19 protein-coding genes are annotated in these 19,040 nt (G+C 68.6%); 7 read left to right on the forward strand and 12 right to left on the reverse strand.

Annotated features, from left to right (window positions below):
- Positions 1–6: 6 nt before the first annotated feature.
- From pstB to IWH25_RS00150, 4 genes are all read right to left on the reverse strand, one after another.
- On the reverse strand, positions 7–795 hold the full coding sequence (gene pstB, locus IWH25_RS00135; protein WP_203387339.1) for a phosphate ABC transporter ATP-binding protein PstB: 789 nt from the start codon (positions 793–795) through the stop codon (positions 7–9).
- 26 nt (positions 796–821) lie between these two features.
- Entirely contained in the window at positions 822–1,754 is a 933-nt protein-coding gene (pstA, locus tag IWH25_RS00140; RefSeq protein ID WP_203387340.1) for a phosphate ABC transporter permease PstA, read from the reverse strand.
- Positions 1,754–2,704 (reverse strand): phosphate ABC transporter permease subunit PstC, encoded by a 951-nt coding sequence (gene pstC, locus IWH25_RS00145; RefSeq protein WP_238998963.1) that lies wholly within the window; start codon positions 2,702–2,704, stop codon positions 1,754–1,756. The genes pstA and pstC overlap by 1 nt, the downstream gene beginning before the upstream one ends.
- Before the next feature lie 85 nt (positions 2,705–2,789).
- Positions 2,790–3,788, reverse strand: a complete 999-nt coding sequence (locus tag IWH25_RS00150; protein ID WP_203387341.1) for a PstS family phosphate ABC transporter substrate-binding protein — start codon at positions 3,786–3,788, stop codon at positions 2,790–2,792.
- 144 nt (positions 3,789–3,932) lie between these two features.
- Here IWH25_RS00150 and rpiA point away from each other — a divergent pair, with 144 nt between their 5' ends.
- On the forward strand, positions 3,933–4,595 hold the full coding sequence (gene rpiA / locus IWH25_RS00155) for a ribose-5-phosphate isomerase RpiA (RefSeq protein ID WP_203387342.1): 663 nt from the start codon (positions 3,933–3,935) through the stop codon (positions 4,593–4,595).
- An 18-nt stretch (positions 4,596–4,613) separates the two neighbouring features.
- Here the strand turns inward: rpiA and IWH25_RS00160 are convergent, their stop codons facing one another.
- From IWH25_RS00160 to IWH25_RS00190, 7 genes are all read right to left on the reverse strand, one after another.
- Entirely contained in the window at positions 4,614–5,189 is a 576-nt protein-coding gene (locus tag IWH25_RS00160) for a class I SAM-dependent methyltransferase (RefSeq protein ID WP_203387343.1), read from the reverse strand.
- Positions 5,190–5,198: 9 nt separating this feature from the next.
- The gene (locus IWH25_RS00165) at positions 5,199–5,540 is read right to left on the reverse strand and encodes a DsrE/DsrF/TusD sulfur relay family protein (RefSeq protein ID WP_203387344.1); all 342 of its coding nucleotides are present in this window, start codon (positions 5,538–5,540) and stop codon (positions 5,199–5,201) included.
- 42 nt (positions 5,541–5,582) lie between these two features.
- Positions 5,583–6,254: an ArsR/SmtB family transcription factor gene (locus IWH25_RS00170; protein WP_238998964.1), complete on the reverse strand. Its 672-nt coding sequence runs from the start codon at positions 6,252–6,254 to the stop codon at positions 5,583–5,585.
- A gap of 146 nt (positions 6,255–6,400) precedes the next feature.
- The gene (locus IWH25_RS00175) at positions 6,401–6,673 is read right to left on the reverse strand and encodes an oxidative damage protection protein (RefSeq protein WP_203387345.1); all 273 of its coding nucleotides are present in this window, start codon (positions 6,671–6,673) and stop codon (positions 6,401–6,403) included.
- 96 nt (positions 6,674–6,769) lie between these two features.
- Positions 6,770–8,143 carry an amino-acid N-acetyltransferase gene (gene argA / locus IWH25_RS00180; protein ID WP_203387346.1) on the reverse strand — a complete coding sequence of 458 codons (1,374 nt, stop codon included), beginning with the start codon at positions 8,141–8,143 and terminating at the stop codon, positions 6,770–6,772.
- On the reverse strand, positions 8,140–9,627 hold the full coding sequence (gene pap / locus IWH25_RS00185) for a polyphosphate:AMP phosphotransferase (protein WP_203387347.1): 1,488 nt from the start codon (positions 9,625–9,627) through the stop codon (positions 8,140–8,142). The genes argA and pap overlap by 4 nt, the downstream gene beginning before the upstream one ends.
- Positions 9,611–10,369, reverse strand: a complete 759-nt coding sequence (locus IWH25_RS00190; RefSeq protein WP_203387348.1) for a 16S rRNA (uracil(1498)-N(3))-methyltransferase — start codon at positions 10,367–10,369, stop codon at positions 9,611–9,613. The genes pap and IWH25_RS00190 overlap by 17 nt, the downstream gene beginning before the upstream one ends.
- A gap of 53 nt (positions 10,370–10,422) precedes the next feature.
- Between IWH25_RS00190 and IWH25_RS00195 the strand changes: the two genes are divergently transcribed.
- The 6 genes from IWH25_RS00195 (at position 10,423) to IWH25_RS00220 (ending at position 17,709) form a co-directional block, all read left to right on the forward strand.
- A complete protein-coding gene (locus tag IWH25_RS00195; RefSeq protein WP_203387349.1) occupies positions 10,423–10,977 on the forward strand; it encodes a thioredoxin family protein in 555 nt (184 codons plus the stop codon).
- A gap of 52 nt (positions 10,978–11,029) precedes the next feature.
- The gene (locus IWH25_RS00200; protein ID WP_376990152.1) at positions 11,030–11,842 is read left to right on the forward strand and encodes an inositol monophosphatase family protein; all 813 of its coding nucleotides are present in this window, start codon (positions 11,030–11,032) and stop codon (positions 11,840–11,842) included.
- Between the two features lie 89 nt (positions 11,843–11,931).
- Positions 11,932–15,408 carry a bifunctional diguanylate cyclase/phosphodiesterase gene (locus IWH25_RS00205; protein ID WP_203387351.1) on the forward strand — a complete coding sequence of 1,159 codons (3,477 nt, stop codon included), beginning with the start codon at positions 11,932–11,934 and terminating at the stop codon, positions 15,406–15,408.
- A gap of 51 nt (positions 15,409–15,459) precedes the next feature.
- Positions 15,460–16,467, forward strand: a complete 1,008-nt coding sequence (locus IWH25_RS00210) for a class 1 fructose-bisphosphatase (RefSeq protein WP_203387352.1) — start codon at positions 15,460–15,462, stop codon at positions 16,465–16,467.
- The gene (locus IWH25_RS00215) at positions 16,467–17,357 is read left to right on the forward strand and encodes a phosphoribulokinase (protein ID WP_203387353.1); all 891 of its coding nucleotides are present in this window, start codon (positions 16,467–16,469) and stop codon (positions 17,355–17,357) included. The genes IWH25_RS00210 and IWH25_RS00215 overlap by 1 nt, the downstream gene beginning before the upstream one ends.
- Positions 17,358–17,391: 34 nt before the next feature.
- A complete protein-coding gene (locus tag IWH25_RS00220; RefSeq protein WP_203387354.1) occupies positions 17,392–17,709 on the forward strand; it encodes a hypothetical protein in 318 nt (105 codons plus the stop codon).
- On the opposite strand, the gene IWH25_RS00225 is transcribed toward IWH25_RS00220, so the two are convergent.
- Positions 17,706–18,971 (reverse strand): EAL and HDOD domain-containing protein, encoded by a 1,266-nt coding sequence (locus IWH25_RS00225; protein WP_203387355.1) that lies wholly within the window; start codon positions 18,969–18,971, stop codon positions 17,706–17,708. The genes IWH25_RS00220 and IWH25_RS00225 overlap by 4 nt on opposite strands.
- Positions 18,972–19,040 lie beyond the last annotated feature (69 nt).

Raw genomic sequence — 19,040 nt, forward strand, 5'->3', positions numbered from 1 at the left:
TTCCTCCTAGCCCATGCGGCCGGTGATGTAGTCTTCGGTGCGCTTGTCCTGCGGCTTGATGAAGATGTCGTCGGTCTTGCCGAACTCGATCATCTCGCCGAGGTACATGTAGGCGGTGTAGTCGGAGACGCGCGCCGCCTGCTGCATGTTATGGGTGACGATGAGGATCGTCACCCGCTGCTTGAGTTCGTGCACCAGCTCCTCGATGGCGCCGGTGGCGATCGGGTCGAGCGCCGAGGTCGGCTCGTCGAAGAGCAGCAGCTCGGGGTCGGTCGCCAGCGCGCGGGCGATGCACAGGCGCTGCTGCTGGCCGCCGGAGAGGTTGGTCGCCAGATCCTGCAGGCGGTCCTTGACCTCGTCCCAGATGGCGGCGCCGCGCAGCGCCTGCTCGACCTTTTCGTCGAGGTCGCGGCGGTTCTTCTCGCCACGCACGCGCAGGCCGTAGGCGACGTTCTCGTAGATCGACTTGGGGAACGGGTTCGGCTTCTGGAAGACCATGCCGACGCGCATGCGCACCTCGATCGGATCGACCTCCGGCGACAGCAGGTTGGTGTTGTCCGGGTAGAAGCGGATCTCGCCCTCGTAGCGGTTGCCCGGGTAGAGGTCGTGCATCCGGTTGAAGCTCCTGAGGTAGGTCGACTTGCCGCAGCCCGACGGACCGATCAGTGCGGTCACCTTCTTGTCGTGGATCGGCATGTTGATGTTCTTCAGCGCCTGCACGTCGCCGTAGAAGAAGTTGAAGTTGCGCGCTTCCGCCTTGAGCGGGACGGGCGTGGAAGGCGAAGCCTGGTTCATGGCGTTACTCCAAAGGGGGTTCCGGGTTACCACTTGATGTTCTTGCGCAGCTTGTAGCGCAGCCAGATGGCGACGGCGTTCATCGTCAGCACCATGGCCATCAGCACGAAGCCGGCGGCAGCGGCGTTGACCTCGAAGGCCGGGTCGGGGCGCGAGGTCCAGTTGAAGATCTGGATCGGCATCACCGTGAAGGGCGACATCACCCAGTCGAAGAGGCCGGCGGTGCCGCCGTCGGGAAGCGCCGAGAACGGCACCGGCGGCAGGAAGGCGATGAAGGTCAGCGCGCCGATGGTGATGATCGGCGCCGTCTCGCCGATCGCGCGGGCCAGCCCGATGATGACGCCGGTCAGGATGCCGGGCATCGCGTAGGGGACGATGTGGTAGCGGCAGGTCTGCCAGCGGGTGGCGCCGACCGCCATCGAGCCTTCGCGGATCATTGCCGGGATGGCGCGGATCGCCTCGCGCGTGGCGACGATGACGATCGGCAGGATCAGGAGCGCCAGCGTCAGGCCGGCGGAGAGGATGCTCTGCCCGAAACCGAAGGTGTAGACGAAGATGCCGAGCGCCAGCAGGCCGTAGACGATCGACGGCACCGCGGCGAGGTTGGTGATGTTGATCTCGATGATCTCGGTGATCCAGTTGCGCTTGGCGTACTCCTCCAGGTAGAGGCCGGCGGCGACGCCGAGCGGCACCGCGGTCAGCGCGGTGACCAGCATCACCAGCAGCGAGCCGACCCAGGCGGAGAGGATGCCGGCCTGCGTCGCGCGGCGCGACGCGAAATTGGTGAAGAAGTCGAGGTTCAGCCGCTCGAAGCCCTTCATCGCCATGTCGGCGACCAGCGCGAAGATGACGAGCAGGCCGATGCCGAGGCAGATGACGCCGAGCGCGGCGAACAGCGTGTCCTTCAGCTTGCCGCGCGCGATCAGTGCGCGGATCCGTTGCGTGTTTTGAGCTTGCATCAGTAGTTCTCCCGGAACTTGCGGCGCAGCCACTGGCCGAGGATGTTGAAGAGCAGCGTGATCAGCAGCAGCGTCAGGCCGGCGGCGAAGATCGTCTGGTAGCCGATCGAGCCGTGCGGCAGGTCGCCGAGCGCCACCTGCACGATGTACGAGGTGATCGTCGCCGCCGGTTCCATCGGGTTCCAGGTCAGGTTCGGCTGCATGCCGGCGGCCACCGCCAGGATCATCGTCTCGCCGACGGCGCGCGAGACGCCGAGGATGTAGGACGCGGCGAGTCCGGAGAAGGCGGCTGGGACGACGACGTGCAGCGCGGTGTGCAGGCGCGTCGCGCCCATCGCGTAGGAGCCCTCGCGCAGGCTCATCGGCACCGCGCGCATCGCGTCCTCGGACAGCGAGGCGACGTAGGGAACGATCATGACGCCCATCACCAGGCCGGCGGAGAGCAGCGAGAAGCCCGGCAGCTCGGGGAAGATCTTCTGCAGCAGCGGCGTCACGATCAGCAGCGCGAAATAGCCGAAGACGATGGTCGGGATGCCGCCGAGCAGCTCGAGGATCGGCTTGGCCAGCTCGCGCACGCGCGGGCCGGCGAACTCGGACAGGTAGATGGCGATCACGGTGCCCATCGGGATCGCCACCGCCAGCGCCACCGCCGACGAGACGACGGTGCCGGAGACCAGCACCATGATGCCGAAGTGGGCATCGTCGAACAGCGGCGTCCATTGCGTGTCGGTCAGGAAGTCGACGATGCCGACCTTCTGGAAGAACAGCACCGACTCGGAGACGAGGACGTAGACGATGCCGAGCGTGGTCAGCACCGAGACGGCCGCCGCGGCGAACAGCAGCGCCTCGATGACGCGCTCGCTGGCGTGGCGCATGGCGTTCCGGGCCAGGCGCGCGCTGACGGTCGGCGTGTCGGGAACAGGGGTGGCGGACATGGCGTAGGAATTCATTTGCGGGCAATCCTAGATGCTACACCGGCCCCTCGCGGGGCCGGTGCCTTTCACACAATTGGCGAGTCGCTCGCCGGAAGCCGCATTACAGCTTGGCCTCGCGCTTCATCAGCTCGTCGATGGTGATGCCGATCTCGTTCTTGCCACCGAACACGCTGCCCAGCTTCTTCTTGTTCACATGGTCGAGGTTGCCGGTATAGGCGGCGGCGGGCAGCGGCACGTACTTCACTTCCGCGGTCAGCTTGGCGGCGTTCTTCATGTAGAACTCGACGAACTCCTTCACCTCCGGCTTCTCCAGCGACGCGGCCTTGACATAGACGAAGATCGGGCGCGACAGCGGCTGGTAGCTGCCGTTCTCAACCGAGGCGGCGGACGGCGCGACCGCCTTGCCGGTCTTCGGCGAGACGATCGGCAGCGCCTTCAGCTTGCCCTGGTTCTCGGCGTAGTAGGCGTAGCCGAAGTAGCCGATCGCGTTCACGTCGCGCGAGACGCCCTGCACCAGCACGTTGTCGTCTTCGGAGGCGGTGTAGTCGCCGCGCGAGGACTTGGCCTTGCCGACCATCGCCTCGGTGAAGTACTCGAAGGTGCCCGAGTCGGCGCCGGCGCCGAAGAGCTTGACCGGCGCATCCGGCCAGGCCGGATTGACCTGGTTCCACTTGGTGATCTTGCCCTGGGCCGCCGGCTCCCACAGCTTCTTCATTTCCTCGACGGTGGCTTCCTTGAGGAAGGTGTTCTTCGGGTTGATGACCACGGTCAGCGCGTCGAAGGCGACCGGCATCTCGACGTACTGCACGCCGGCGGCCTTGCAGTCTTCCATTTCCTTGGCCGTGATCGGGCGCGAGGCGTTGGCGAAGTCGGTCTCGCCGCGGCAGAACTTCTTGAAGCCGCCGCCGGTGCCGGAGATGCCGACGGTGACCTTGACCGCGTTCTTCTTGGCCTTCTGGAACTCCTCGGCGACCGCCTCGGTGATCGGATAGACCGTCGACGAGCCGTCGATCTTGATGACCTGCGCCTGCGCGGCGCCGGCGAGCAGCGACAGGCCGGCGAAGCCGAGGACGGTGGCGATGCGGGTTTTCTTCAGCATTGATTTCACTCCTGTGAATCGGTGGGAAGGACAACGCAGCGGAGTGTCGTCGACGAATGTTACAGAGCGATGACACGCCGTAACAATTCACCGGACGGTAAAATGGCGGCCTGCGTAACCCACCCCGGAACGACACCGAACGCCATGACCCAGGACGAACTCAAACAAGCCGTCGCCCGCGCCGCCCTCGCCTACGTCGTCCCCGACGCGATCGTCGGCGTCGGCACCGGCTCGACCGCCAACTTCTTCATCGACGCGCTGGCGGAAATGAAGGACCGCATCCCGGCCGCGGTGGCCAGCTCGGAAGCGACCCGAAAGCGCCTGGAAGGCCACGGCATCCGCGTCCTCGACCTCAACGAGGTGAGCGAGATGCCGATCTACGTCGACGGCGCCGACGAAGTGAATGCCCGCCTGCACATGATCAAGGGCGGCGGCGGCGCGCTCACCCGCGAGAAGATCGTTGCCGCGGTGGCGACCAAATTCGTCTGCATCGCCGACGCCTCGAAGCAGGTCGAGGTGATGGGTCGCTTCCCGCTGCCGGTCGAGGTGATCCCGATGGCGCGCGCCCACGTCGCCCGCCAGCTGGCGAAGCTCGGCGGCCGGCCGGCGCTGCGCGAGGGCTTCGTCACCGACAACGGCAACCTGATCCTCGACGTGCACGGCCTCGCGATCGACGACCCCGAGGCGCTGGAAGCCGAGATCAACCAGATCGTCGGCGTCGTCACCAACGGCCTGTTCGCGCTCCGCGGCGCCGACGTGCTGCTGCTCGGCACGGCGGACGGGGTGAAGACCTTCGTCAAGCCCTGAACGGGCGACGACGGCCAGTCAGCGGCGGGCGACCAGCCCGAAGTGGTAGGGGCAGGACGACTGCAGGTCGACCGTCCGCAGCTCGCGGAACCCCGCCTCGCCGATCCACGCGGCGCATTGCTCCGGCGTCGGGCGGATCGCCAGCGATGGCCCGCGCGGCGTCGGCATGTCGCTGCGCCAGTGGATCACCGACAGCGTGCCGCCCGGCGCCAGGTTCCGGTGCGCTTCGCGCAACAGCGCCAGCGGCGCTTCCAGATGCAGCAGGTTGTAGATCATCGCGTGTGCCTGCGAACCGCCGGCGAGCCCGGTGCCGTCGGCAACGAAATCGCGGACGCACGCCTGCACGTTGCCCAGCCCGGCACGCTCGGCCTTGCCTCTTACCGCCTCGACCAGCGCCGGCTCGATGTCCAGCGCGACCACCGTCCCGCGCGTGCGGCGCGCTGCCGGCAGCGTGAAGGTGCCGTAGCCGCAGCCGAACTCGACGATGCCGCCGTCGTTACGACCGAGGTCGAGCAGCCGGTCGAGGGCGCCTTCGGGCTCGAAAAAACTCGCCCACCACGCCTCGTCCGGCATTCCGCTTTCGCGCCCCTTCATCGGCGGCCCTTAGAAGACCAGCACCTTGTCGGCCGCCGCGGTCCATGCCGCGAGTTCGGCCAGCGTGCTGCGGCGAGCGCCGGCGACGAGGTCGGTGTCGGCGATGCCGCGCGCGTCCAGGCAGGTGCCGCAGAGGCCGACCTCGCCGCCGGCCAGGCGCACCATGTCGCCGGCGTTGTAATAGCCGGCCGGTACCTTCTGCCCGGCCTTGGCGCAAGCCACCGCGTCCCCGATCAGAAACACGCGCACCGTCTCGCCGTCGCGCTGGGCGAGGGCCCGCGCCAGGCGCAGCGCGTTGTAGCTGCGCTCGCTTCCGTACGGAGCATCGTTGAGGATGAACAGGGTTTGCATGGCGTCCCTCCGGTTAACCGAAATCCTGGCGGCGCGACGCCGTCAGCCGGCGGTAGTCGCGAGCGGCAGCCCGCACGCCGCCCACTCGCTGACGCCGTCGCTGATCTTGCGCGCGACAAAGCCGTGCGCGCGCAGCAGCCTGACCGCCTCGTCGGACATCAGGCAGAACGGCCCGCGGCAGTAAGCGACGATCTCGCGCCCGTCGGCGGGCAGGTCGGCCAGCCGCTTTTCCAGCTCGGCCAGCGGCAGCGATCGGGCATGCGGCAGGTGGCCGGCGGCGTATTCGTCGGACGGACGGACGTCGATGACGACGATCTCGCCGCTTGCCGCCTTGCGCAGCAGGCTGTCGCGCGTTTCGGCGCAGAGGCTGCCGGGATCGCCGGCGATCCCGGCGAGGGCGACGCGCAGTTCGAGCAGATGCTCGGCAGCGGTCTCCCGCAGCCCGACCCAAAGCCGTGCGACGTCGGCGCCGCTCAGGCGGTAGTGGATATATTTGCCGTCCCGTCGGGTATCCACCAGCCGGGCCTCGCGCAGGGCCTTGAGGTGGGCGCTGGCCAGCCGCATATCGACGCCGGCGCCGGCCGCCAGGGCCTCGACGGTCTTCTCGCCCTGCGCCAGCAGTTCGAGGAATTCCAGGCGCTTCGGGCTGGAGAGCGCCTTGCCGATGCGCGCGACCTGCTCGTAGAGGGAGGATTTGGCGGATTCGGTCTTCATGGAAACAATCTAACGTCTATTGGATTGAAAGGCAAGCAAGGACGAGGAACCGCCGCCCGGCCTGCGCGCCGGCGATAGCCGCGGCGCCAAAGCAAACGGCCCGCGGGTTTCCCGGCGGGCCGTTGTGTTTTTCCTGAGGCGGGCGATCAGCGCGCCGGCGGCACGTAGCCCTGCACACGGTCGGCGCCGTCGCCGAAGAAGTGCTTCTCGACCTGCTCGCTGAGGTACTTGCGATGCGCCGCATCGGCCAGGTTGAGGCGGTTCTCGTTGATGATCATCGTCTGCATGCGGATCCACTGCTGCCAGGCTTCCTTCGAGACGTTCTCGAACAGGCGCTTGCCGAGCTCGCCGGGCATCGGCGGGAAATCGAGACCTTCGGCCTCGCGGCCGAGCTTGATGCAGTTGACGGTACGTGCCATGGATGTGCTCCGGAGTATTGCGGGTTGGGCAGGCGGGTCGCCTGGGGATGCGCGATTATAGCCCAGCGGCGGCCGCAGCCGCCGCCGCGGCGCGCCTCACAGCGGCTTCATCAGCACCTTGGAGCGGCGCTGCAGGTTGTAGACCAGGCGCTTCTCGTCGGGCAGCTCGTCCACCGTCTTCTCGGCAAAGCCGCGCTCGATGAACCAGTGCGCGGTGACCGTGGTCAGCACGAACAGCTGCTTGACGCCGGCGGCGCGCGCGCGCGCCTCGATGCGCTTCATCAGCTGCTCGCCGTGGCCCCAGCGGCGGTACTGCGGGTGCACGGCGAGGCAGGCCAGCTCGGCCTGGCCCTCGCCGTACGGGTAGAGCGCGGCACAGCCGACGATCACGCCGTCGTGCTCGACCACCGAGAAGCGGCTGATCTCGCGCTCGAGCAGGTCGCGCTCGCGGCGGACCAGCGTGCCGTCCTCCTCGAGCGGCTCGATCAGCGCGATCAGGCCGCCGATGTCGTCCGGCCGCGCATCGCGCAGCTTGTCCAGCGACTCGCGGGTGATCACCGTGCCGACCCCTTCGCGCGAGAACAGCTCCTTCAACAACGTGCCGTCCTCGGCGTAGCCGATCACGTGCACGCGGCCGACGCCGGCGCGGCTGGCGCGCACCGCGCAGGGCAGGTAGCGCTTCAAGTCGGCCGACAGCCAGTCGCCGATGCGCGTCAGGCGCTCGGCGGCATCCGCGGTCAGCTCGTCGAGCAGCGTGCCGTCGATGTCGGTGGCGCCGCGGCTGTCGGAGAGGAAGATCAGCTTGTCGGCGCCGATCGCCACCGCGGTCGCCTCGGCCACCTCCTCCATCGCCAGGTTGAAGCTCTCGCCGGTCGGGCTGGTGCCCATGCACGACAGCAGCACCAGGTTGCCCAGCCCGAGCTGGGCGCGGATGCCCTCGGCGTCGACCTTGCGCACGGCGCCGGCGTACTGCATGTCGACGCCGTCGATGACGCCGACCGGGCGGGCGGTGATGAAGTTGCCGCCGATCACGCGGATCGTGCTGTTGGCCATCGGCGTGTCGGGCAGGCCCTGCGACAGCAGCGCCTCGAGTTCGAGGTAGACGCTGCCGACGGCGTCGATCACGCAGTCGAGCGCGGCCGCGTCGGTGATCCGGTAGCGGCCGTGGTACTTCGATTCCAGCCCCTTCTCGCGCAGCTCCTCCTCGATCTGCGGGCGCGCGCCGTGCACCAGCACCAGGCGGATGCCGAGCGCGGCCAGCAGGTTGACGTCGTAGGCCAGCGTCCACGCCAGCGGCCCGAGGATCGCCTTGCCGCCGAAGGCGATGACGAAGGTCTTGCCGCGGAACAGGTTGACGTAGGGCGCGACCGAGCGGAACCAGGCGACGAAACCCTCGATATGCGCCGCGCTGCGGCTGTGCTCGCCCTTGCCGGGCGCGGCGTTGGAAACCTTGGCGTGCGACTGGCTCATCTTCCCTCCAGAACTTGTTCGAGGCGCTCGCAGAGCGTGCGCAGCACCTTCACCCGGGCGTGGTTCTTGTCGTTGGCCTCGACCAGCGTCCACGGCGAACGGCCGGTCGAGGTGCGGTCCACCATGTCGCAGACGGCCTGCGCGTAGGCGTCCCATTTCTCGCGGTTGCGCCAGTCTTCCTCGGTGATCTTGAAGCGCTTGAACTCGGTGTCCTGGCGCTCCTGGAAGCGGCGCAGCTGCTCGTCCTTGCTCACCTGCAGCCAGAACTTGACGACGATCGCGCCGGACTGCACCAGCGCGTGCTCGAAGTCGTTGATCTCGGCGTAGGCGCGCAGCCAGTCGTCCTCGTCGCAGAAGCCCTCGACGCGCTCGACCAGCACGCGGCCGTACCACGAGCGGTCGAAGATCGTCGTCCGCCCGCGCCGCGGCACGTGCCGCCAGAAGCGCCACAGGTAGGGCTGCGCGCGCTCCTCGTCGGTCGGCGCGGCGACCGGCACGATCTGGTACTGGCGGGCGTCCATCGCGGCGACGACGCGGCGGATCGCGCCGCCCTTGCCGGCGGCGTCCGAGCCCTCGAAGGCAACGATCAGCGAGTGCCGGTCCGCGAAGCGCGGGTCGCGCGTCAGCTGCGACAGCCGGCCCTGCCACTTCGCCAGCTCGCGCTCGTAATCCTTCTTCGCCAGCTTCTGCGTCAGGTCGAGTTCGGAAAGCACGGTCCGGCAGTCGATCGCCGGCACGATCGGCGGCGCCACCGGCACGCTCGTCTTGCCGGATTGCGTCAGGCGTGCGCGGATCGCATCGCGGACGATGTGGCCGACGGTCAGCGAGCGGTAGTTGTCGTCGGTGCCCTCGATGATCGTCCACGGCGCGTGCGCGGTGTTGGTCACGCGCAGCACGTGGCCGGCGACGTCCTGCAACGCGTCGTAGGTCTTCAGCCGGTCCCAGCTCGCCTTGGTCACCCGCCAGGCGGTGCGCGGGTCCTTCTCGAGCGCCTTCAGCCGCGTCTTCTGCCCCGCCTCGGAGAGGTGGAACCAGAACTTCAGCACCAGCGCGCCTTCATTGACCAGCATCGCCTCGAAGCGGTTGATCTCGTCGAGCGTCTCCTCGAGCTCGGCGCGTTTCATCTTCCTGCTGATGCGGTCGGCGATCGGCTGCGAGTACCAGGAGCCGGCGAAGACGCCGATCTTGCCCTTGGCCGGCAGCGCGCGCCAATAGCGCCACATGAACGGGCGCTCGCGCTCCTCGTCGGTCGGCGCGGAGAAGGCCAGCGTCGAGATGTGGCGCGGGTCCATCCAGGCATAGAGCAGGTTGATCGTCTCGCTCTTGCCGCTGCCGTCGACGCCGCTAACCAGGATGATCACCGGGAAGTCGCGCTTCTCGAGCAGGTCGTACTGCACGTCGAGCAGCTCGGCGCGCAGCTTCGGCACCTCCTTCTGGAAGGTCTTGCGGTCGATCCTGTGCCCCAGCTCAGCCGATTCGAACATCGTCGCCCCCTCCCCGGAAATCCCCCCACAGCGTCTGGATCGCCGCCAGCGCCGCCAGGCCGGCGGTCTCGGTGCGCAGCACGCGCGGCCCGAGGCGGACGCCGACGAAGCCGGCGGCGGCCGCCATCTCCGCCTCGCGCGGATCGAGCCCGCCCTCGGCGCCGATCAAGAGCTCCAGCGAGCGCGCCGGCGGCAGCGCCTGCAGCGTCAGTTCGGCAACCGGCGACAGCATCAGCCGCAGCGGCGCCGTCGCCGGCCGCGCCAGCCAGCGCTCGAGCGGCTCGATCGCCGCGACCTCGGGCACGCGGTTGCGCCCGCACTGCTCGCAGGCCGACGCGGCGACGCCGCGCCAGTGCTCGACGCGGCGCAACGCGCGCTCGCCGTCGAGACGGACGACGCTGCGCCGGCTGGCCACCGGCTGGATCGCGGCGACGCCGAGCTCGACCGCCTTCTGCACCGTCAGGTCCATCCTGTCGCCGGCCTGCAGCGCCTGCACCAGGCGGATCGACAGCGGCGACTCGCAGTCGCGCTCGCGGAAGGCGAGCACTTCCGCCTCCACCGCGTCCTTCCTCACCGCCGCGATGCGCGCGGCGTACTCGCCGCCGCGGCCGTCGAACAGCGTCACCGCCGCCCCCGGCGCCAGCCGCAGCACCCGCGCCGCATGCCGGGCGGCATTGTCGGGCAGGGCCAGCATGGCCCCCGGCGCCAGCGCGTCCGGGCAGAAAAAGCGGGGAGAATTCATCGTGTTATTATAGGCATATCCCCTTGGAAACGGCGTCAAATCAGGATTTCGACATGGTTGCCCTGAATCCCCCGGTGTGCGATTTCGGCTGGCCGGCCCCCGACTTCGACCTGCCCGGCACCGACGGAAAGCGCCACACGCTGGCCGGCTGCCGCGGCACGAACGGCCTATTGGTGGCCTTCATCTGCAACCATTGCCCCTACGTGCAGGCAGTGATCGACCGCCTGGTGCGCGACGCCGCCGAGCTGCAGCGCCTCGGTGTCGGCGTCGTCGCCATCTCCAGCAACGACGCGACGGCCTACCCGGCCGACGCCTTCCCGGAGATGGCGCGCTTCGCCGAACAGCACGCGTTCACCTTCCCCTACCTCCACGACGAGTCGCAGGCGGTGGCCCGCGCCTACGGCGCGGTGTGCACACCGGACTTCTTCGGCTTCAACGCGGCGCTCGAGCTGCAGTACCGCGGCCGCCTCGACGACACCGGCCGCGGCCCGGCGCGCGCCGACGCGCGGCGCGAGCTGTTCGAGGCGATGCGTGCGGTCGCCGAGAGCGGGCGCGGCCCACAGGCGCAGACGGCGAGCATCGGCTGCTCGCTGAAATGGAAGGCATGAGCGCGCTTCCCCCGCCGGCTGCGGCCGGCGCGTCGCGAAGGACTCCGACACGATGCCGATGAGCGCCCAACTGAAGCGGATGCAGGACGCGGCGATCGTGCTCGTGCGCGAGGTCGCGCAGCAGGAGGTGATCCCGCGCTTCCTGCGCGCGCGCCATGCGCTGAAGGACGACGGCTCGCTGTTCTCGGAGGCCGACCTTGCCGCGCAGCACTACCTCGCCGCGCACCTGCCGCAGATCCACGACAGCCCGATCATCGGCGAGGAGATGACGCGTGCCGAGCAGCGCGACGGCTGGCAACGCGGCGGCGACGGCCTGTGGTGCATCGATCCGATCGACGGCACCACCAACTTCATCAACGGCATCCCCTGGTTCGCGGTGTCGCTGGCCTGGCTGAAGGAAGGCCGGACGCGGCTGGCGGTGACCTACAACCCGATCACCGACGAGATGTTCTACGCCCGCGAGGGGCACGGCGCCTACCTGAACGGGCGCCGCCTGCCGCTGCGCCGGGTCACCACCGACCTCGCCCGCGCGGTCGCCGACGTCGACTTCAAGCGCATCCCGAAGGACCTCGCCGACCGCATCGCGGTCGATCCGCCCTACTACTCGCAGCGCAACTTCGGCTGCTCGACGCTGGAATGGTGCAACCTCGCCGCCGGTCGCCTCGACCTCTACCTGCACGGCGGCCAGATGCTGTGGGACTACGCCGCCGGCAGCCTGATCCTGCGCGAGGCCGGCGGCCAGGTGTGCACGCTGGCCGAGGACGACTTCGACGCCGCCGAGGTCTGGCAGCGGCCGGTGGTCGCCGCCCTCGATCCGACCGTGTTCGCGGCCTGGAAGGGCTGGCTGCGGGCCGGCAGCCGCTGACGGGAATTGCTGACGCCGCGGCGGCACTGGGCTAGGATCAGGAAAAATCCCGCTGCCCGAGGCGCCCCGCGAGACGAATGCCGCCGATCATGCCTTCCTCACGCGAACCCAATCTCCGCGGGCTGCTGCTGGCCGTCTTCTCGGTCCTGCTGGTCGGCATCGCCGCCGCCAACACCTTCTTCTTCCGCGCCGAGGCCGAGGCCACGCTGAAGCAGGCGCGCGCGCAGCTGCAGGCGATCGCCGACCTCAAGGTGCAGCAGATCGGCGACTGGCGGCGCGAGCGCCTCGGCGACGCGGCGATCTTCCGCGACAACCCGTCCTTCGCTGCCGCCTTCGCGCGCTGGCAGGAACGCGGCTTCAGCGCACGCGAACGGCGCGAAGCCGGCGAATGGCTGGAAGCGGTGCTGCGCCACTACGACTACCGCGAGGCGGCGCTGCTCGACGTCGCCGGCAAGCCGCTGTTCGCCACTGCCGCCGGCATGCACGTCGCCCCCGACCCCGGCCTGCTCGACACCGCCGCCGGCATCGGCTCGCCGGTGTTCGGCGACCTGCACGCGGCGCCCGACGGCCGCCAGCACCTCGACGTGCATGCGCCGGTGTTCGCCGCCAGCCCGCGCCGGCTGATCGGCTTCGTGCTGCTGCGCGTCGACCCGAAGGTGCTGCTTTTCCCGATGATCCAGTCGTGGCCGGTGGCCAGCGACTCGGGCGAGTTCCTGCTGGTCGAGCGGCGCGGCAACGAGGTGCTGTTCCTCAACGAACTGCGCCACCGGCCGGGGGCGGCCTTGAAGCTGGCCCGCTCGCTGGACGAGGAAACGCTGCCGGCGACCTATGCCGCGCGCGGCGAGAAGCGCGTGATGGCAGGGATCGACTACCGCGGCATCACCGTCGTCGCGGCGACGCAGCCGGTCCCCGGCACGCCGTGGGGACTGGTGGCCAAGGTCAACCGCGACGAGATCATGGCGCCGCTGCACGAGCGGATCGGGCTGATGATCTTCGTCAGCGTGCTGCTGGTGATCCTCGCCGGCGGCGTCACGCTGCACCTGTGGCAGACGCAGCGCGAGCTGCTGGCGCGGCAGCGCGAGCGCGAGCAGGCGGCCAGCCACGAGCTGGGCGTGATCAAGGAGCGCCTGGTCGAGGCGCAGCGCATCGGCAGCATCGGCAGCTGGGAACGCGACCTGCAGAGCAACGTGCTGTGGTGGTCGGAGGAGACCTACCGGCTGTTCCGCTACACCGCCGAGGAGCTGCCGGCGCCGTCGTTCTCGATCTTCCTCGAGCGCATCCACCCCGAAGACCGCGAGGGCATGCGCCAGGTGATGCTGAGCGCAGTCGCCAGCGGCACGCCGTACAGCATCGACTACCGCGTCTGCCTGCCCGACGGCGACACCCGCATCTACCAGAACGTCGGCCAGATCGTCCTCGACGACGACGGCGTCGCGGTGCGCGCGGTGGGAACGGTGCAGGACGTCACCGACAGCCGGCGCAGCGAGGCCGAGCTGCGCCGGAAGAACGAGACGATGCACACGATCATCGAGAACATCCCCGGCGGGGTCTCGCTGATGGACGGCAACCTCAACATCATCGCCTTCAACGAGGAATTCGGCCGCCTGCTCGACTTCCCGCCCGAGCTGCTGGCGCGGACGCCGCTGCCGATGGCCGACATCGTGCGCTTCAACGCGCGCCGCGGCGAGTACGGCCCGGGCGACCCGGAACAGATCGCGGCGGCGATCATCGAGCGCGCGCGCACGCCGCAGGCGCACATCTTCGAGCGCACCCGCCCCAACGGCACCGTCATCGAGGTACGCGGCGCGCCGCTGCCGGGCGGCGGCTTCGTCAGCATCTACACCGACGTGACCGCACGCAAGCGCGCCGAGGAACGGCTGCTGCTCGCCGAGAAGGTGTTCGACAACAGCCCCGAGGCGATCATGATCACCGACCTGCACAACCGGATCGTGTCGATCAACGAGGCGTTTACGCAGATCACCGGCTTCGCGCCGGGCGAGGTGCTCGGCGAGGACCCGCGCATCCTCGCCTCGGGCCGCCACGACCGCGACTTCTACCGGCAGATGTGGGCCGCGCTGCAGAAGACCGGCCACTGGTCGGGGGAAATCTGGGACCGCAAGAAGAGCGGCGACATCTACCCGAAGTGGATGACGATCAACGCCGTCGCCGACCAGGCCAGCGGCCAGCTGACGCACTACGTGGCGATGTTCGCCGACATCACCGAGCGCAAGCAGGCCGAGGAACGCATCCATTTCCTCGCCCACCACGATGCGCTGACCGAGCTGCCGAACCGCTTCTCGCTGGAACGGCGGCTGGAGCAGGCGCTGGTCGACGCCCGCCGCCGCGACTGGCACGTCGCCGTGCTGTTCATCGACCTCGACCGCTTCAAGGTGATCAACGACACGCTCGGCCACCACGTCGGCGACCGGCTGCTGATCGACGTCGCCCGCCGCTTCCGCGACAAGGTGCGCGAGACCGACATGGTCGCCCGCCTCGGCGGCGACGAATTCGTCATCGTGCTGCCCGACCTCGCCAACGCCGACGCGGCGGCCGACGTCGCGCTGAAGATCATCTCGGCGCTGCTGGCGCCGATCGTCATCGACGGCAACGAGCTGCACACCAGCCCGTCGATCGGCATCAGCCTGTACCCGGACGACGGCCTCTCGGTCGAGGCGATCATGAAGAACGCCGACACCGCGATGTACCACGCCAAGGCGCTCGGCCGGAACAACTACCAGTTCTTCGCCGAGGAGATGAACCGCGTCGCCAGCGAGCGCCTGTCGATCGAGGCGCGGCTGCGCCAGGCGCTGGCGCGCCAAGAGCTGTCGCTGCACTACCAGCCGCAGTTCGCCGCCGACGGCGAACGGGCGACCGGGGTCGAGGCGCTGCTGCGCTGGCAGCCCCCGGGCGAAGGCATGATCGAGCCGGCGCGCTTCATCACCATCGCCGAGGAGACCGGGATGATCGTGCCGATCGGCGCCTGGGTGCTCGGCGAGGCCTGCCGCCAGCTGCGCCGCTGGCTGGATGCCGGACTGCCGCCGCTGCGCGTCGCCGTGAACCTGTCGGCACGCCAGCTGCGCAACGCCGAACTGGTGCTAACCGTGCGCGAGGTGCTCGCCGAGACCGGCATCCCGCCGCAGCTGCTGGAGTTGGAGATCACCGAGAGCGCGGTGATGGACAAGCCGGAGGAGGCGATCCAGGTGCTGCAGGCGCTGAAGCAGATGGGCGTGACGCTGGCGATCGACGATTTCGGCACCGGCTATTCCTCGCTCGCCTACCTCAAGCTGTTCCCGATCGACCACCTGAAGATCGACCGCTCCTTCGTCCGCGACATCGAGCGCGACCCGAACGACGCGGCGATCGCCGTGTCGACCATCGCGCTGGCGCACAGCCTCGGTCTGCGCGTCGTCGCCGAGGGCGTGGAAACGGCGGCGCAGCTGCAGATGCTGCGCCGGCACGGCTGCGACGAAGTGCAGGGCTTCTTCCTCAGCCGCCCGCTGCCGGCGGAGGCGGCGACGCAGTTCCTGCTGCGCCGGCAGGAAGACCGCACGCGCCGCCTGCATTAAAATGCCGGTTCCGCAGCGCCGGACGCTGCCATCGCCAGTCAAGGAAGACCCATGCGCCGCACCCTCAGCCGCTACCTGATCGAAGAACAACGCGAAAAGGGCAAGATCAACGCCGACCTGCGCCTGTTGATCGAAGTCGTCGCCCGCGCCTGCAAGAGCATCGCCGTCGCCATCGGCAAGGGCGCCATTGGTGGCGAGGGCGGCGTGCTCGGCGAGGCCGGCAGCGACAACGTGCAGGGCGAGGCGCAGAAGAAGCTCGACGTGATCTCGAACGAGATCTTCCTCGAGGCCAACGAATGGGGCGGCCACCTGGCCGGCATGGCCTCCGAGGAAATGGAACTGCCGCACGCGATCCCCAACCGCTACCCGCAGGGCGAGTACCTGCTGCTGTTCGATCCGCTCGACGGCTCGTCGAACATCGACATCAACGTCTCGGTCGGCACCATCTTCTCGGTGCTGCGCTGCCCGGAGGGCGCCGACCCGACTGCGGATACCGCCTTCCTGCAGCCGGGGACGAAGCAGGTCGCCGCCGGCTACGCGGTCTACGGGCCGACGACGCTGCTGGTGCTGACCGTCGGCGACGGCGTCGCCTGCTTCACGCTCGACCGCGAGCAGGGCTCCTTCGTGCTGACCCAGGAGCACCTGCGGATTCCGGAAGACACCAAGGAATTCGCCATCAACATGTCGAACCTGCGCCACTGGGAGCCGCCGGTGCGGCGCTACGTCGAGGAGTTGCTGGCCGGCAAGGAAGGCCCGCGCGGCAAGGACTTCAACATGCGCTGGGTGGCCTCGATGGTCGCCGACGTGCACCGCATCATGACCCGCGGCGGCATCTTCATGTACCCGCTCGACGCCAAGATCAAGGACAAGGGCGGCAAGCTGCGCCTGATGTACGAGGCCAACCCGATGAGCTTCATCGTCGAGCAGGCCGGCGGCGCCGCCAGCACCGGCCGCCAGCGCATCCTCGAGGTGCAGCCGAACGGCCTGCACATGCGCGTACCGGTGATCCTCGGCTCGAAGAACGAGGTCGAACTGGTCACCTCGTACCACGGCACCTGATGTCCGCCCGCCACCCAATCATCGCCGTCACCGGCTCCTCCGGCGCCGGCACGACCACGGTCTCGCAGACCTTCGAGCAGATCTTCTGGCGCGAGAACGTGCACGCCGTCTTCGTCGAGGGCGACAGCTTCCACCGCTACACGCGCGCCGAGATGGTCCGCCAGACCGCCGCCGCCGACCGCGACGGGCGCCCGGCGCCGACGCACTTCGGCCCCGAGGGCAACGACTTCGAAGGGCTGGAGGCGCTGTTCAAGGGCTACGCCGAGACCGGCCGCGGCCGTTACTGCCACTACATCCACGACGAGGTCGAGGCCGCCCGGTTCGGCGGCGAGATCGGCGGCTTCTCGGCCTTCCAGGACATCCCGGAAGACACCGACCTGCTGCTCTACGAGGGCCTGCACGGCGCCGTGCAGACCGACACCGCCGACGTCGCCCGGCACCCCGACCTGCTCATCGGCGTGGTCCCGATCATCAACCTGGAGTGGATCCAGAAGCTGCACCGCGACATGAACCTGCGCGGCTATTCGCGCGAGGCGGTGACCACCACGATCCTGCGCCGGATGCACGACTACGTGCACTACATGGCGCCGCAGTTCTCGCGCACGCACATCAACTTCCAGCGCGTGCCGGTGGTCGACACCTCGAACCCGTTCATCGCCCGCGACATCCCGACGCAGGACGAATCCTTCGTCGTCATCCGCTTCGCCAACCCGCGCGGCGTCGATTTCCCGTACCTGCTGGCGATGATCGACGGCGCGTTCATGTCGCGCGCCAACACCATCGTCGTTCCCGGCGGCAAGATGCCGCTGGCGATGCAGCTGATCCTGACGCCGCTGATCTGGAAGCTGGTCGAGCAGGGGCGCCGGATCAGGAACGGCACGCGCGGCTGAAGCCGCCGCCACGCACCCGCAAAGGACTCCCGCCATGCCCCTCCGCCCATCGACCGCCGCCTGCGCGGCGCTGTTCGCGCTGGCCCTGACCGGCTGCGCCGGCCTCGTGCCGGACAGCGACATCGACGTCATCAGCTACCAGTCCGGCGAGCGCTGGCTGAACGCCTCGTTCTACCTCGTCGAGCACCCGTTCTCCGACGACGGCAGCCGCCGCGCTAAGGCCCGGGCCGACCAGTTGTGCAGCGGCAGCCAGCGCATCGCGGTGCAGAGCGAGCGCAGCTGCTCGCTGGAGAAATGCACGACGCAGTACGTGTGCCTGAAGCCGGAGGATGCGAAAGCGGCCGGCCGCTAGCCGGTTGCCGCGTAGCCCAGCTGGCAGACCCAGGCCAGCGCCTGGTCCTGGGCTTTCGTGACGTCGTCGGGGGCGACGCGCAGCTGCAGCGCCAGGTCGTCGACGGCGTCGAAATCGGCGGTCTCGAGGGCGCAGCAAAGCTGCAGCAGCTTGCCGAGCAGGCCTTGCCGGTCGGTCAGCGCCAAACTCACCTCGTCGGCCAGGCAGAGCTTGGCGACCAGCTTGTCCATCGGCTCGAGCAGCAAGGCATCGGCCATCGACAGCACCCCGGCCATGTAGGCCTGGTCCTTCTTGCACGAAGCGAAACCGGCCAGGCCTTCCATCAGCAGTTCCATGAAACGCCCGCGCCGAGCCGCCGCCTCGAACAGCGCCGAAGGATGCTCACCCTTGTCCTCCAGCGTAAACAGCAGCAGCTGCAACCAGCGGGTCAGCTGGCGACGCCCGAGGATGGTGATGGCGTGGCGGATCGAGGTGATCTTGGCTTGCGAAGCAAACGCGGCCGAATTCACCAGCCGCAACAGGTTCAGGTAAAGCCCGACGTTTTCCTTGAAGGCCTTTTCGAGCTGCTGATCGTCGAGATCCCGGTTGATTTTGCCGAGCAGGTCGAGCACCGCCAGCTTGGCCGGATCGGCCCGCTTGCCGACGACCGGCGCCGGCCGGGCAAAGTGGTAACCCTGGAACAGATCGAAACCGAGCGCCTTGCAGCGCTCGAAATCGTCAACGGTTTCCACCTTCTCGGCCAGCAGTTGCACCGGCCAGCGCTTCAGGCGGCGCACCGTCGCCGCCAGTTGCTCGGGCGCCATCTGCAGCAGATCGACCTTGACGATATCGACGACGTCGAGCAGCGGTTCGTAGTAGTCGACACCGACGAAATCGTCGAGGGCAAACGAAAAGCCCATGGCCTTGAGCTTGTGGCAGCGATCGACCAGCTCCCGGCTGATCGGGCTGGTTTCGAGCAGTTCGATGACCACCTGCGAACGCGGCAGCAGCGTGATCATGTCCGACAGCAACATGTCTTCGCCGACATTGACGAAGGCCTTGCGGCGCTTGAGGAATTCGCTGGTGCCGTATTGCGCGAAGGCGTTGATGATCACCGTCGCGGTCGCTTCGGTCGGGCAATCGATCTGGGCGCCGCTTTCGCGCTGGCGCCGATAGAGGAACTCCTGGGCAACGACGGTCCGATTCCGATCGAGGATCGGCTGATAGGCGAACAGATAGCTCTTGTCGGCGTGGACGGGCGCCAGCACGGACGCCTGGTGCATGGATGTTCCGATCGCCGACGACCGGGCTGCGCCCGGCGCTGCAAGTTGATGTGCCGCCATTATTCTCGC

The organism is Azospira restricta (assembly GCF_016858125.1).
Taxonomy (GTDB): Bacteria; Pseudomonadota; Gammaproteobacteria; order Burkholderiales; family Rhodocyclaceae; genus Proximibacter; species Proximibacter restrictus.